The organism is Corynebacterium gerontici, from assembly GCF_003813985.1.
In the GTDB taxonomy this organism is placed as follows: domain Bacteria; phylum Actinomycetota; class Actinomycetes; order Mycobacteriales; family Mycobacteriaceae; genus Corynebacterium; species Corynebacterium gerontici.
Window position 1 is genome coordinate 715955 of sequence record NZ_CP033897.1, and the last position, 13377, is coordinate 729331.

A 13377-nucleotide genomic window follows, 5' to 3' on the forward strand; every position below is an offset into this window, starting at 1 on the left:
CCAACACCCCTCCCGCGTCTGGCATTCGAGGCGGGGAGGGGTGGCGCGTAAAAGCTAAGGGGCCTTAGCGCTTGGAGCGGTACCAGCGGATGAGCTCGTCGGTGGAGGAATCGCCGGAATCGACGTCCTGCTCGCCACTGACGGCCGGGGCAAGGTCATTGGCCTGCTGCTTGCCAAGCTCAACGCCCCACTGGTCGAAGGAGTTGATGTCCCAGATCATGCCCTGGGTGAACACGATGTGCTCGTAGAGGGCGATCAGCGAACCAAGCACGTAGGGGGTGAGTTCCTCGGCAAGGATCGTGGTGGTGGGGCGATTGCCCGGCATCACCTTGTGGGGCACGACCTCGGCGGCCACGCCCTCGGCCTCGATCTCCTCGGCGGTCTTACCGAAGGCCAGCACCTTGGTCTGCGCGAAGAAGTTGCTCATCAAAAGATCGTGCATCGAGCCCTCGCCACTAGCCGTGGGCAGATCCTGCTTGGGGCGGGCAAAGCCGATGAAGTCCGCGGGGATCAGCTTGGTGCCCTGGTGCATGAGTTGGAAGAAGGCGTGCTGGCCATTGGTGCCGGGTTCGCCCCAGAAAATCTCGCCCGTACCGGCGGTTACCGGGGTGCCATCGCGGCGCACAGACTTGCCGTTGGACTCCATGGTGAGCTGCTGCAAGTAGGCGGGGAAGCGGCCCAGATCCTCGGAGTACGGGAGCACCGCGTGGGTCTCGGCACCGAAGAAGTCGTTGTAGAACACGCCCAACAGGCCCATGAGTACCGGGATGTTTTCGCGGAAATCGGCGGTACGGAAGTGCTCATCCATGGCGTGGAAGCCCTCAAGGAAGCGCATGAAGTCCATCGGGCCGATCACGGCCATCAGCGACAAGCCGATGGCGGAATCCACGGAGTAGCGGCCACCGACCCAGTTCCAGAAGCCGAACATGTTCTTGGTGTCGATGCCGAACTCGGCCACCTTCTCGGCATTGGTGGAAACAGCCACGAAGTGCTTAGCCACGGCGGCCTCATCGCCGAACTTCTCCAGCACCCAACGCTTGGCGGCATGGGCATTGGCAAGGGTCTCCTGGGTGGTGAAGGTCTTGGAGGCCACCACAAAGAGGGTGGACTCGGGATCACATTCGTCCAAGACTGCGACCATGTCTGCGGGGTCCACGTTGGAGACGAACTTGGCGTTAATGCCAGCGGTGGCATACGCCCGCAGCGCCTTCACCGCCATGGCAGGCCCCAAATCGGAGCCACCGATGCCGATGTTCACCACCGTCTTAATGGTGTGTCCGGTGTAGCCTAGCCATGCACCGGAGCGCAAAGCGGTGGCGAAGTCTCGCATGCGAGCCAATACCTCATGCACGTCGGCGGCGACGTCTTGGCCATCTACCCCGAGTTCGTCCGAGACTGGCATGCGCAGCGCCGTGTGCAGCACGGCGCGGTCCTCGGTGTTGTTAATGTGCTCACCGGTGAACATCGCCTCGATCTTGCTTTTCAGATCAGCGGCGTTGGCGAGGTTTACCAGTGCATCGAGGGTGTCGGCGTCGATGAGGTTCTTGGACAAATCGACGTGTAGGCCAGCGGCATCAAAGCTGAAGCGCTCGGCGCGGTGTACATCGGCACCAAACAGCGAGCGCAAGTTGGTTGCTTGTAGCGCCTCGTGGCGCTTGCCCAGCGCCTCCCACTCGGGGGTGGCGGTGACGTCGAAGGACATAGTCGAGCTCCATTTCTCATTCAGAAAACAGCGTTTGGGTTTATGCCGACTTTATTTCCGATCGGTCATAGTTCACCTTCAACGCTAGTCCAGTTTTGCCCGAATCGCTGCCAGGCAGTCACCCAAATGCATCACAGTGGAAGTGGGGAGCGGGGGACGTCGAAAAGCTTTGTGCCAGATCATTCACTGGCGTTGCCGAGCTTGCCACGGCCCATACGCAGCAACAAGCTCGCTAGGACGGGGCCTTCCTCGCCGATCTCCTCGCGGAATTGATTGATGATGGCAACCTCGCGAGTGTGAACCAGGCGAGTGCCGCCGGAGCCCATGCGTGTTTGACCGATCGCCTTAGAGATGAGGGTACGACGTTTGACGGCGTCGAGAATTTCGCGGTCCAGGCGATCGATTTCCTTGCGATACTGCTGGATTTCCGCATCAGACAATGGATCGTCGGTGCCCGTGGGCATGCGTACCTGGAATAGCTCCTCGCTCATGGGGAACTATTGTGCCATGATTGACTCCATTTTCGCCGCGCAATGGCTGTTCGAATGCGAATCCGGGGTGGGGTTGTAGGTTGGTAGGCGATGAATACGCAGTCACCTTTTCAGCCGCACAACAGCAACCCTTTCCAAACGCAGCAAGCCCACGTGACACCCCACGGCGCGTCGCAAACCAGCGCACCAGAGGCATTAGTGGAAGGGCTCAATCCGCAGCAGCGGGCAGCCGTTGAGCACATCGGTAGCCCCCTGCTCATCGTGGCCGGTGCAGGATCGGGCAAAACGGCGGTGCTGACCAGGCGTATTGCTTACCTCATGTCCGCTCGTCACGTGCCGCCGGGGCAGATTCTCGCCATCACCTTTACAAACAAAGCCGCGGCGGAGATGCGCGAGCGCGTGGCGGAATTGGTGGGGCCGGTAGCGAATCGCATGTGGGTGTCTACCTTCCACTCAACCTGCGTGCGCATCTTGCGTGAGCAGGCACAATTGGTGCCCGGGCTGAACACCAACTTCACCATCTATGATTCCGATGATTCCAAGCGCCTGCTGCAGATGATCGCCAAGGATCAGGGCCTTGACATTAAGAAGTTCACCCCGCGCGTGCTCGCCACCGCCATATCGAATCTGAAAAACGAGCTCACCTCACCGCAGGAAGCACTCGACGCTGCTCAGGGCACCCGCAATCCCTTTGAAACCACGGTGGCTGAGGTCTTCGGCGTGTATCAGGCACGCTTGCGCGAATCGAACGCGGTGGATTTCGATGATCTGATCGGCGAAGTGGTGCGCATCTTCCGTGAACATCCGCAAGTCACGGCCTACTATCGGCGCCGTTTCCGCCACGTGCTCATCGACGAGTATCAGGACACCAACCACGCCCAATACGTCCTGGTGCGTGAGCTCGTCGGCACCGGTGCAGACGCCAGCGAACTGTGTGTGGTGGGCGACTCGGATCAGTCCATCTATGCCTTCCGTGGGGCCACCATCCGCAATATTGAAGAGTTTGAGAAGGACTACCCGCAGGCCACCACCATCCTGTTGGAGCAAAACTATCGCTCTACACAAACCATCCTCAGCGCCGCCAACGCGGTGATCGCCCAGAATGAGCATCGGCGAGAAAAGAAGTTGTGGACGGCCCTCGGCGAGGGGGAGCAGATCGCCGCCTACGTTGCCGACAACGAACACGACGAAGCGCGCTTCATCGCCAACGAGATTGACGCGCTGGAGTCGCGCGGGATGTCCTACGAGGACATCGCGGTGATGTATCGCACCAACAATTCCTCGCGCGCCATTGAAGACGTATTCATGCGCACCGGCATCCCTTACAAGGTGGTTGGCGGCACCCGATTCTACGAGCGCAAAGAAATCCGTGACATCGTTGCCTACCTGCGTCTCCTGGACAATCCCGATGATGAAGTCAGCCTGCGGCGCATCATCAACACCCCGCGCCGAGCCATCGGTGACAAAGCTGTGGCGACCCTCGCGCTTCACGCCCAACAACATCAGGTGAGTTTGCACCAGGCGCTTATCGACGCCCACGCGGGCAACGTCAACGCCCTGAACCCTCGAAGCCGCAACGCAGTGGGCAAGTTCGTGGAAATGATGGACGCCCTTCGAGCCGAGGCCGAGACCCGGGTCTCCGAGGTCACGGGCATGCCCGATATCGGTGAAATCATCAGCCGCATCCTGGACGCCACGGGGTACAAGGCACAACTCGAGCAAAGCAATGATCCCCAAGACGGCGCACGCCTGGATAACTTGCAGGAGCTCGTCTCAGTGGCGCGCGAGTTTTCATCCGAAGCCGCCAACCAGATGGCCTATGAACAGATGGACGGATCGGAGCTAGAGCTGGCGGAAGGGGAACCAGAGCCCGGCAGTGTGCAGGCCTTCCTTGAGCGCGTCTCGCTCGTAGCAGACGCCGATCAAATCCCGGAACACGACCAAGGCGTGGTCACGCTCATGACCCTGCACACAGCGAAGGGTCTCGAGTTCCCTGTGGTGTTCCTCGTCGGCTGGGAAGACGGACAATTCCCCCACATGAGAGCCCTTGGCAACCCCAAGGAACTGGCAGAGGAACGTCGCCTTGCGTATGTGGGCATCACGCGCGCCCGCAAGCGCCTGTACCTCTCGCGTGCCATGCTGCGCTCCGCGTGGGGTAACTCAGTAACGAATCCGCCCTCACGCTTCTTCACCGAGATCCCCGAAGAGCTGCTGGATTGGCGCCGTGAAGAACCCACTGCCCAAGACCCCTGGGGTGGCTTTAGCTCCCGCAGCTATAACGGCGGCGGATGGTCCGGTGCGCACCCCCAAGCTGGGCGCCCCAAGAAGGTGGCACCAAAAATGCCCACGCGTTCCAACGCCCCAGCGCTGAAGTTGGTGGTGGGCGACCGCGTAAATCACGACAAGTACGGTCTCGGCACCGTACAGGAAGTCACAATGGTTGGCAGTGCTGCCACCGCCACCATCGACTTCGGATCATCCGGCACGGTGCGCCTGATGCTGCTGCCGGGCCTACCGATGGAAAAGCTCTAGCAGTTCCTGCCAGTTAATCCATTCGGTACCCCGGAGGCTTCGGCTTCCAACTGCTCACAGCCCCGATGGTGAAGGCCACCAGTGGGACGAGCAAGGCAATGAAGCCGGTGTACACCGGATCGATGCCCACCCAGGCGCGAGTGCCGTAGTCGTAGATCATGCCATTGGCATCTCGGCTGGCGGGTGTGGCGTTTAACCAACTCATGGCGTACGCCACCGCAAGTGGGACCCATGTGCCCAACGCTGCCAGCAGCCCGGTAGACGTTGCCGCCAACAACCGCAATTGCTTGGAGGAGGCACCAATATTTGCCAATTGCTCTTGCATTCGGCGCAGATCTTTTAACCCCAACACGTGGGTGATCGCAACAATGATGAGAAGCCCCAGGGCAATGCTGGCGGACATCACCATCGAATCGTGGACACTTCGTGGCGAGGGGTAGCTGCCCACGCTGGCGCTTGGATCCACCTTCGAGAGCGCCTCACGAACCCGCGAGATCTCATCATCGCTGGGCTGATGTTCTGCGAAGAGTAGCTCGGCGGCGTTCTGCGCCTTGATGCCCAACTTCTTGGCGGTCGCCTCAGTCATCAGGATTTCGCGCGAATCTTCAGGCAATAATGCGGCGATCTGGGCGTCGATAAACCACTCTTCATCGTCGTCGTAGGAGTATTCGTGGAGCACAGACGGGTGGAACTCGGCGTAGGCGCGCGACACCAACACGGCACCAGAACGCATGGCATCTTGAGCCTTTTTGCGGTCTTCGGGACTCAGCCTGAAGGCATCAATGATTGTTGGCTCGGCAATGAACATCGAAGAAGGAGTGCTGAGCACGAAGTTCACTGACGGCTCCATATTCACCGACAATGGGCAATGGGCCTGAACCTCAGCGGAACCGGTCTCGCCGCAACGCTCGATCGACACATCTGCTGGATCTGGGGTCAGATCGTAGTCGCGCTCTGGGATCTCCACTTCTACCGAATTGCGAATCGCTAGGTGTTGTTCCAAAACTTCGCGAGCTTCCCCAAACGCTGGTGCATCCGCGCTGGTTTCGTCGTTGAATGACTCGAGGCTCAACACCGAAGTGTTGTAGGTGCGGGAATTGAGATCGACCTGTTTCGCCCTGATTAGATTTTCTCCCTGCACTAGCAGGCTGGCCACCAGCGTCACGCCAGCGACGGCCGCCAGAGCAGAGGCGGAGCGCAGCATTTGGCGCCGCATCAAAGTAGCGGAAAGCCGAACCATCAGTGGGCGCCGCAGTGCCGAGCACGCGAGGATCATCGCAGGCACGCTCAACACGATGCTCACCAGCAGGGCGAGCACGGCCAAAGGGCCGGCCGCAAAGAAAGCAAACCGCTCTGGTGGGAAGAACACACCAGAGGTCAATAGTCCTGCACCCAGCAGGATCATCGCGGTGAATACAGGACCAATGGCCATCCACGAGCTCCAACGCCGCATTCTGTCAACGCGCCCACCACTTGCGGCCTGGGAAATATTATTGTGGGAAGCCAGCCACGCGGGCAGGTAGGAAGCGAGCAGGGCGCCCACGATCGCCAAGACGAAGCCAAAGAGCAACTCCTTCCATGGCAAAGCGATGGCGGCCTCCGGCAGGCGAGACTTCCAAACGATCGCGCACACGCTGGCACCCACCACAAGGCCACCGGTGGCGCCAATGATTCCCGCCACGAGCCCGTAGCCGAGCACCGCGATGCGAATGTGGCGCCGGGTAGCGCCCTGGGAGCGCATGAGCGCGAATGCCTCTCCTCGCTGCGCTGCGCTGATAGAGAAGACGGGGGCAATGCACAGCAAGATGAGCAGCCCGGCAATCGCCAGCACGGACGCTGAAATGAGCAGGAAGAATTCGTCCGTTTCGTACAGCCCATTATTGGCGTCGGCGTCCGAGAACTGCGGATACAGTTCTTCCCTGGGCGGCGGATTGTCCGCGACGTCTTGGGATTCAACGACATAGCCTTGGGCGTTGAGGTCCTTGACGTCCTGCCATCTCATGGCGCGGGTGCCGCTGAGTACCCAGTAGGAATCCGGCAGTGATTGAATCTCTTGTTCGCTCAGTAAGGTTCCAGGGCGAGCAACGCTGCTGCTGGCACCAATGACTCCAGAGACTGTGAGGTTTTCGCGGCGGTCATCGAAACCAGAGTCCTCATCGGTGACGGTAACCGTCACCTGATCGCCCACGCCTATGCCGAGGCGTTCGGCGTCGGAGAGGCCTATGACAATCTCGCCTTCACCTGGCGTAGCGTCTCCAAAGCTCAGAGTTTCGGGATCACGCAATTGCAGGGAAGTGGAGACCGGAGGCGTCGAGTGCTCGCCAGGGTTTTCCAGGCGCACGGTGATGCTGGCGGCGAGGTCGGCGCGGAACCCATCCGGAAGGGCCGCTTGCATCTCATCTTCAGGCCCCGCGCCTTGGCTTTGAGCCCCCTGGCAATCGGCAGCCCAACCATAAATGTTTTGTTCGCAAGGCTTGCCAAAGTAGCTCGCCTTATTGCGCAATTCCAGTGATTGTGCAGCTTGAGTCCGCGTGGCGTTGTCGCTGACCCCGTAGGAGTACAGCCCCACGGGAAGGGCAACCAGTAGCACGGCAAGGATCGAGCGCCACCAATGCCGTCGAATGTCGCGCAAGGTTGGCCGCAGCGCGGCGCGCATGGTGTTCAAGGCGGACATTAGGCACCTGCCTCGGTGATTTGGCCGTCACGCATGTAGATCACGCGATCTGCCCATCCGGCAAAACGTGCCTCGTGGGTGACAAGGAGCCCCGCGGCCCCGGCGTCTACGCGGTCGCGTAGCACTTTCATCACGGCATCGGAGGTTGCGGTATCCAACGCGCCGGTGGGTTCGTCGGCGAGGATCACATCGCGGGATCCGATGAGCGCTCGGGCAATGGCCACGCGTTGTTGCTGTCCGCCAGAAATTTCATCTGGGAAGCGTTCACGCATGTTGGGCAGCCCCACTTCCTCCAACGCCTGTTCGACGAGGTGCTCAATGTCGGCGGGGCGTTGGCCCTCGAGCTCGAGTGGGAGCGAGACGTTTTCACCGATGGTGAGTTCGGGAACGAGGTTGAAGCGCTGGAACACGACGCCCACGGAGGTTCGTCGAAAAGCTGCCAACTTTGCGTCGGAAAGCCCTGCGGTGTCTTCGCTATGGATGAAAACCTTGCCGCTGGTGGGGCGTTGCAGAAGTCCGGCCACGTTGAGCAGGGTGGACTTTCCTGATCCGGATGGCCCCATGACGGCGACGAGTTCGCCGGGTTGTAGTTGCAGGTTGACGCGATCGAGTGCGGTGACGGGGAATTGCTGCGAACCGAAGATCATGTTTACTTCGCGCAGCTCGATAGGGGTGCTCATGGCCATGCTCCTTCTGCGTTGTGGGGTGCCAGCGCTTCAACTCGGTCGAGCCACCTGGCTTCGGCTTCAAGGTCAAAGATTCTGCGTTCGTATAGCAACTTTTTCGCCGTCCGTGTGTCCGGAAGGGTGCGGTTTTCTCTGTGGAGGGCTCGCAGCTTTTCGACGACCCCCGCACGCTGCGAATCCAGCAGCCGCAGAAGATCGACGTCCCCTCGGCCGGCGGCGAGTGCAATCTTGGTGACGAGCTCGTCGCGTTCGAGTCCCGTGTGCAGGGTGGGGGTGTGCCACCATTGTTCGAGTGTGCTGCGTCCTTCTTCGGTGATGGAGTAGAGCTGGACTTCGCGGCCGTTGTTGCTGTGGGTGGTGCTGGCTTCATAAATGAGGCCGTCGCGCTCGAGGCGGGTGAGTGTTTGGGCAACCTGGCCGATGTTCAGTGGCCAGATTTCGCCGGTGGCTTCCTGGAAGCCGTGGCGCAATTGACTTGCGGATTGATCCTGCACACTCAGTAGTGCGAGGAGTGCGTACTTAATCGCCATGGGCCACCTTCGCTAAAGGTTACTGGGTAACCAGAAAGTTACCGGGTAACTTTGAGGTGTGCAAGGCAAAAAATCCCACGCCGCAGCGTGGGGAATTTCTAGGCGACGACGATGCCCAAGTTTGCGAGCCAGGGAATCGGATCGATTGGGCCGCCACCGCCCGGGTGGACCTCGAAGTGGAGGTGTGTGCCGGTGGAAAAGCCGCGGCTGCCCATGCCTGCGATCTGCTGGCCGGCTGTGACCTTTTGGCCGACGGTAACGTTGATCGTCTCGACATGGCCGTAGACGGTGATGGTGCCATCCTCGTGCTGGACACGAACCCACTGGCCGAAGCCCGAGGCGGCACCAGCGTCGATCACAACGCCGTCAAGCACTGAATAGATTGGAGTGTTGGTGGCGTTGGCGATGTCAATGCCGGCGTGCAATACGCCCCACCGCATGCCAAAACCGGAGGTAAAAGCACCTTCTGCAGGGGTGTGCACCTTGGGCTTCGGCGTGCGTGCGGCAACATCTGCGGCAGCGAGGACATTCGAGTACTCAACAGCCTTGTTGAGCTGATCGCTCAAGTTGGGCATCGGCTTAAACTCGGGAATTGCGAGGATCTGCGGCGAGTTATCGGCGGCCGGCGCGGCGGAGTCTGCTGCGAGAGCGATGCTGGGGCTCTGGTTTTGTGCCAAGGCGAGACCCGTGGCACCTGCGGTAGACACGGTGCCGGTGGCGAGAGCAACAAATGCTACGCGACTACGAGCCGGTGAGGCTTGCTTGCGGTGTTTGCCTGCTGCCGCGCGCTGATTCTGCTGCATGAGCCTTCTTCCGTGTTGATGAAGCACTTTTCAGTGCCGATTGCCGGATGGGTGAAGCCGCGCAAATCTACGCGTAACTTCGTTACTCATTCGGGCAATTGTTTGCCTGAATGTAATCAAGTTGTTATCTAACCCGATGTAACGATAGCGGTAGGGGGACGACCAAGCAAGCCGTTTGGCAGTTTTTCCAACAATTTTTTGCTTGCCGTATCACCTATCATGCCCTGCTGTTACAACAGTGTCATTTGTCTGCTTCTGAGAGTGGCTGCCAACCTTCGTAGTGATTTCGTGGCACAGTTACATCGATGAAGAAAAAGACGAGTCCGAAAGCTGGCCCCACCCGTAGGCCGCGGTCACGTCCTGCGGGTGCAACGACCAAGGCAAGCTCCACCGCGTCGCGTCCCGGCGCAAAAGCCAGGAAAAAAGATCGCGCGAGCCAAGTGGCATCAAAGAATATCGCCGAACAGTCCGCGGCTCAGCGCATCCGCAGCTATCTCAGTATCGCCATCGTTCCGAACGGTACCGCGGTGCTGATCGCAATCATCTTGGCGCTTCTCTTACTCGTGCTGAGCTCCACAACACTCGCGGCGCTGCCCGCGACGGTCGCGAACATTTGGTTAGTCAGCAATATGGTGCCCGTCCAGGGCGGCGGAATCACCGTGGGGCTTCTTCCAATGTCTCCCGCCATCTTGCTCATGGTGGCAGTTGCTCGCCGAATCCGCCGCAATGTTAAAGAAACAGTGAGCCTTCGCACCCTCGGCGGTATTGTTGCGGTCTCGTTAGGTTTGCCACTGCTGCTCACTCTTACGGCAGCAGCGATGCTGCTCGATGCCTCCCAGGTATTCGACGTCTCACCCCCCAATATCTTCGCGGCAATCGCCAGGACGTTTGCGGTGCACCTGATCGCCGTCATCTTTGGCATGGGGCCCAGGCTGTGGCGAGCGTTGTCCAAGCATGTTGGCGTCTCACCTGCTTGGGTAGATTCCGCAGTACACGTTTTAGGTTTTGGGGCTCGCTTATTGTTCCTGGGTCTTGGCGCGGCTCTGATCAGCCTCGCTCTGCACTACCAGGCCGTTGCGGAATCCCTCCAACCATATAATCCTCGCGGAATCGCCGCCGTTGTGTTGCTCTGCGTGCTCTATCTGCCAAACGTTGCGGTCGCTGGACTCGCCATGCTGTTGGGTGCAGACTTCCAGATCCAGGATCTCTCAATTTCGCTTTTCGACGCCCAACTGCCCATCCTTCCCCCGGTGCCGTGGTTCGCAGCTTTGCCTCAAAGCCACGCAGCCTGGATGCCGTTGCTCATGGCTATTCCTGCGGCTTTCATCTTCCGGCACGCGATGAGCTCCCTGACATCTTGGAAGCAACTGGCGCTCAACACTGCAACGTTGGTTCTGGCGGCGCTGCTGACCACCGCCTTCACTGGGGGTGCTCTGGGATACTTCGGCACGGTGGGGCCGAGCCTCTGGCTCAGTGCTTTGCTCATCATGGCGTGGTACGCGGGTATCGGTGCCGTCACCGTGGCCGTGGTTTCTTACATCTCCCGTGAAACTGTGGTGGAACCGGAAATCGTCGAAGACGTCGAGCCAGAAGAGACGGAAGTGGAGGTCGATCCTCAAGAGGAGGAGCCCGTAGCCGAGGTTCTCGAAGGTGAAGTGATCGAGAGTGAACAAGCCCCGGAAGAACCTGAGGCTACCCAGGAAGAAGATGAGGCGGAGGACGTCGAAAAGCTAGAAAAGGATTCCGAAGAGCAATAGCATTGCCTAGGTGAATGATTCCCTCAATGTTGTAGTACTGGCGTCTGGATCGGGCACGCTTCTCCAAGCGATTTTGGACAATCAAGGCACGTATCGGGTGCAAGGGGTGGTAGCTGATGTCCCCTGCACAGCGCTCGAACGTGCTCAACGTACCGAGGTTCCAACGAAACTTGTTCGCCTAGAAGCCGGGGCGGATCGCGAGGCGTGGAACCGTAGGCTCGCGGAAGAGGTAGCTAGATTCCACCCCGATCTCGTGGTGAGTGCGGGATTCATGAAGATCCTAGGGGAAGGATTTTTGACCCAATTCGGGGGCAGAACCATCAACACGCATCCGGCACTTTTGCCTTCCTTCCCAGGTGCTCACGCGGTCCGTGACGCGCTCGCATATGGAGTAAAAATTACCGGCACTACCGTGCACTTTGTTGATGAAGGGGTAGACACCGGGCCGATCATTGCCCAAGAGGCTGTTCCTGTCCCGGCGGGTGCGTCGGAGGCGGAAGTTCATGAGGAGATCAAACGGGCAGAGCGTATGCTCATTGTGTCCGTGCTCAACGCCTGCCGGGTGGATCAAGAAACGAAAGAGGTTAGCTTCCAGCTATGAGCGAAGACCGCAAAGCCATCAAACGCGCACTGATCAGTGTGTACGACAAACAGGGTTTGGAACATCTCGCCCGCGCCCTCAACGACGCGGGAGTCGAGATCGTCTCCACAGGCTCGACCGCCGCGAAGATCGCGGATCTCGGCATTGCAGTCACCCGTGTAGAAGAGCTCACTGGCTTCCCCGAATGCTTCGAAGGTCGCGTGAAAACCCTGCACCCCAAAGTGCACGCTGGCATCCTCGCTGATACCCGCAAAGAAGATCACCTCAACCAGCTAGAGGAACTGGGCGTAGCCGCGTTCCAACTCGTGGTGGTCAATCTATACCCATTCACCGAGACCGTGGCCTCAGGCGCCGACTTTGACGCCTGCGTTGAGCAAATCGACATCGGTGGGCCCTCCATGGTGCGCGCTGCCGCCAAGAACCATCCATCCGTTGCCGTAGTGGTGAACCCAGCGCGTTACCGTGACGTGGCAGAAGCGATTGGTCGCGGCGGCTTCACCCGCGCGGAACGCACCGAGCTTGCATGTGAAGCCTTCCAGCACACTGCCAGCTATGACGTCGCCGTGGCCGGCTGGATGGGGAAGCAGCTCGCAGAATCGCAAGAAGATCAGGGGCAGTTCCCCACATGGCAGGGCCAAACCCTGCAGCGTGCCAACGTCTTGCGTTACGGCGAAAACCCTCACCAGGCTGCCGCCCTGTACTTGGATCCCGCCCAGGCGAGTGGCCTGGCGCAAGCTCGTCAGCTCCACGGCAAAGAGATGAGCTTCAACAATTACACCGATTCCGACGCAGCATGGCGCGCGGCGTGGGATCATGAGCGGCCCTGCGTTGCCATTATCAAACACGCCAATCCCTGCGGCATTGCAGTATCCGAGTCCATTGCCGAGGCGCACCGCAATGCGCACGCCTGTGACCCGGTTTCAGCCTTTGGCGGCGTGATCGCGTCGAATCGAGCTGTGAGCGTGGAGATGGCCAAGCAAGTCGCCGAGATTTTCACCGAAGTCATCATTGCGCCGGAGTATGAAGACGGTGCGGTTGAGGTGCTTTCGCAAAAGAAGAACATTCGCATCTTGCAGGCTGAAAAGCCAGAGCGCGACAGCCTCGAGCAGCGCCACATCGCCGGCGGCGTTTTGGTGCAAGAGCGCGACCTGGTAAACGCAAAAGGTGACGATCCCTCGAATTGGACCTTGGCCGCAGGCGAGGCTGCATCCGAAGAGCTCCTTGCGGAGCTGGAATTTGCATGGCGCAGTGTGCGCGCAGTGAAGTCCAATGCCATTTTGCTCACCAAACACGGCGCCACCGTCGGTGTGGGCATGGGCCAAGTCAATCGCGTGGACGCCGCGAAGCTCGCCGTGGAGCGTGCCAATACGCTCGGTGATGGTGAAAAGCGGGCCAATGGGGCAGTGGCTGCCTCCGACGCCTTCTTTCCTTTCGCAGACGGTTTTGAAGTGCTGGCTCATGCAGGTGTGAAGGCGGTGGTTCAGCCAGGTGGCTCCATCCGTGACGCCGAGGTGATCGAGGCCGCAAACAAGGCAGGGGTGACCATGTACCTCACCGGCGCGCGCCACTTCGCCCACTGATCACCACTGAAAGCCTGCGTA

At 59.8% G+C, this 13377-nt stretch carries 10 protein-coding genes; 4 read left to right on the forward strand and 6 right to left on the reverse strand.

The window, feature by feature from the left end; genetic code table 11:
• Positions 1–64: 64 nt before the first annotated feature.
• Both pgi and CGERO_RS03385 read right to left on the reverse strand, forming a co-directional pair.
• Positions 65–1702, reverse strand: a complete 1638-nt coding sequence (gene pgi / locus CGERO_RS03380; protein ID WP_123933476.1) for a glucose-6-phosphate isomerase — start codon at positions 1700–1702, stop codon at positions 65–67.
• A gap of 179 nt (positions 1703–1881) precedes the next feature.
• Complete coding sequence (locus CGERO_RS03385; protein WP_123933477.1) at positions 1882–2193, reverse strand: chorismate mutase; 312 nt, start codon at positions 2191–2193, stop codon at positions 1882–1884.
• 90 nt (positions 2194–2283) lie between these two features.
• On the opposite strand from CGERO_RS03385, the gene pcrA reads away from it, so the two are divergent.
• Positions 2284–4725, forward strand: coding sequence for a DNA helicase PcrA (pcrA, locus tag CGERO_RS03390; protein ID WP_123933478.1), 2442 nt, complete (start codon positions 2284–2286; stop codon positions 4723–4725).
• A gap of 13 nt (positions 4726–4738) precedes the next feature.
• On the opposite strand, the gene CGERO_RS03395 is transcribed toward pcrA, so the two are convergent.
• The 4 genes from CGERO_RS03395 to CGERO_RS03410 all read right to left on the reverse strand — a co-directional run bounded on the left by CGERO_RS03395 (position 4739) and on the right by CGERO_RS03410 (position 9418).
• Positions 4739–7399: an FtsX-like permease family protein gene (locus CGERO_RS03395; protein ID WP_123933479.1), complete on the reverse strand. Its 2661-nt coding sequence runs from the start codon at positions 7397–7399 to the stop codon at positions 4739–4741.
• Positions 7399–8079 carry an ABC transporter ATP-binding protein gene (locus CGERO_RS03400; RefSeq protein ID WP_123933480.1) on the reverse strand — a complete coding sequence of 227 codons (681 nt, stop codon included), beginning with the start codon at positions 8077–8079 and terminating at the stop codon, positions 7399–7401. Before CGERO_RS03400 ends, CGERO_RS03395 begins: the two co-directional genes overlap by 1 nt.
• On the reverse strand, positions 8076–8615 hold the full coding sequence (locus CGERO_RS03405) for a PadR family transcriptional regulator (RefSeq protein WP_123933481.1): 540 nt from the start codon (positions 8613–8615) through the stop codon (positions 8076–8078). Before CGERO_RS03405 ends, CGERO_RS03400 begins: the two co-directional genes overlap by 4 nt.
• A gap of 98 nt (positions 8616–8713) precedes the next feature.
• Positions 8714–9418, reverse strand: coding sequence for a M23 family metallopeptidase (locus tag CGERO_RS03410; protein WP_123933482.1), 705 nt, complete (start codon positions 9416–9418; stop codon positions 8714–8716).
• A 305-nt stretch (positions 9419–9723) separates the two neighbouring features.
• On the opposite strand from CGERO_RS03410, the gene CGERO_RS03415 reads away from it, so the two are divergent.
• From CGERO_RS03415 to purH, 3 genes are read left to right on the forward strand one after another with little or no spacing between them, the layout of a single operon-like run.
• Positions 9724–11175 carry a cell division protein PerM gene (locus tag CGERO_RS03415; RefSeq protein ID WP_123933483.1) on the forward strand — a complete coding sequence of 484 codons (1452 nt, stop codon included), beginning with the start codon at positions 9724–9726 and terminating at the stop codon, positions 11173–11175.
• Between the two features lie 10 nt (positions 11176–11185).
• Positions 11186–11776, forward strand: coding sequence for a phosphoribosylglycinamide formyltransferase (purN, locus tag CGERO_RS03420; RefSeq protein WP_123933484.1), 591 nt, complete (start codon positions 11186–11188; stop codon positions 11774–11776).
• Positions 11773–13356, forward strand: a complete 1584-nt coding sequence (gene purH, locus CGERO_RS03425) for a bifunctional phosphoribosylaminoimidazolecarboxamide formyltransferase/IMP cyclohydrolase (protein WP_123933485.1) — start codon at positions 11773–11775, stop codon at positions 13354–13356. The genes purN and purH overlap by 4 nt, the downstream gene beginning before the upstream one ends.
• The last annotated feature ends 21 nt before the right edge of the window (positions 13357–13377 follow it).

Bases quoted from the DNA above. Each gene is read 5' to 3' on its own strand.
- CGERO_RS03395 (WP_123933479.1), bottom strand. From the start codon at position 7,399: ATGTCCGCCTTGAACACCATGCGCGCCGCGCTGCGGCCAACCTTGCGC.
- CGERO_RS03410 (WP_123933482.1), bottom strand. From the start codon at position 9,418: ATGCAGCAGAATCAGCGCGCGGCAGCAGGCAAACACCGCAAGCAAGCC.
- pgi (WP_123933476.1), bottom strand. From the start codon at position 1,702: ATGTCCTTCGACGTCACCGCCACCCCCGAGTGGGAGGCGCTGGGCAAG.
- purH (WP_123933485.1), top strand. From the start codon at position 11,773: ATGAGCGAAGACCGCAAAGCCATCAAACGCGCACTGATCAGTGTGTAC.
- CGERO_RS03415 (WP_123933483.1), top strand. From the start codon at position 9,724: ATGAAGAAAAAGACGAGTCCGAAAGCTGGCCCCACCCGTAGGCCGCGG.
- CGERO_RS03385 (WP_123933477.1), bottom strand. From the start codon at position 2,193: ATGAGCGAGGAGCTATTCCAGGTACGCATGCCCACGGGCACCGACGAT.
- CGERO_RS03400 (WP_123933480.1), bottom strand. From the start codon at position 8,079: ATGAGCACCCCTATCGAGCTGCGCGAAGTAAACATGATCTTCGGTTCG.
- pcrA (WP_123933478.1), top strand. From the start codon at position 2,284: ATGAATACGCAGTCACCTTTTCAGCCGCACAACAGCAACCCTTTCCAA.
- CGERO_RS03405 (WP_123933481.1), bottom strand. From the start codon at position 8,615: ATGGCGATTAAGTACGCACTCCTCGCACTACTGAGTGTGCAGGATCAA.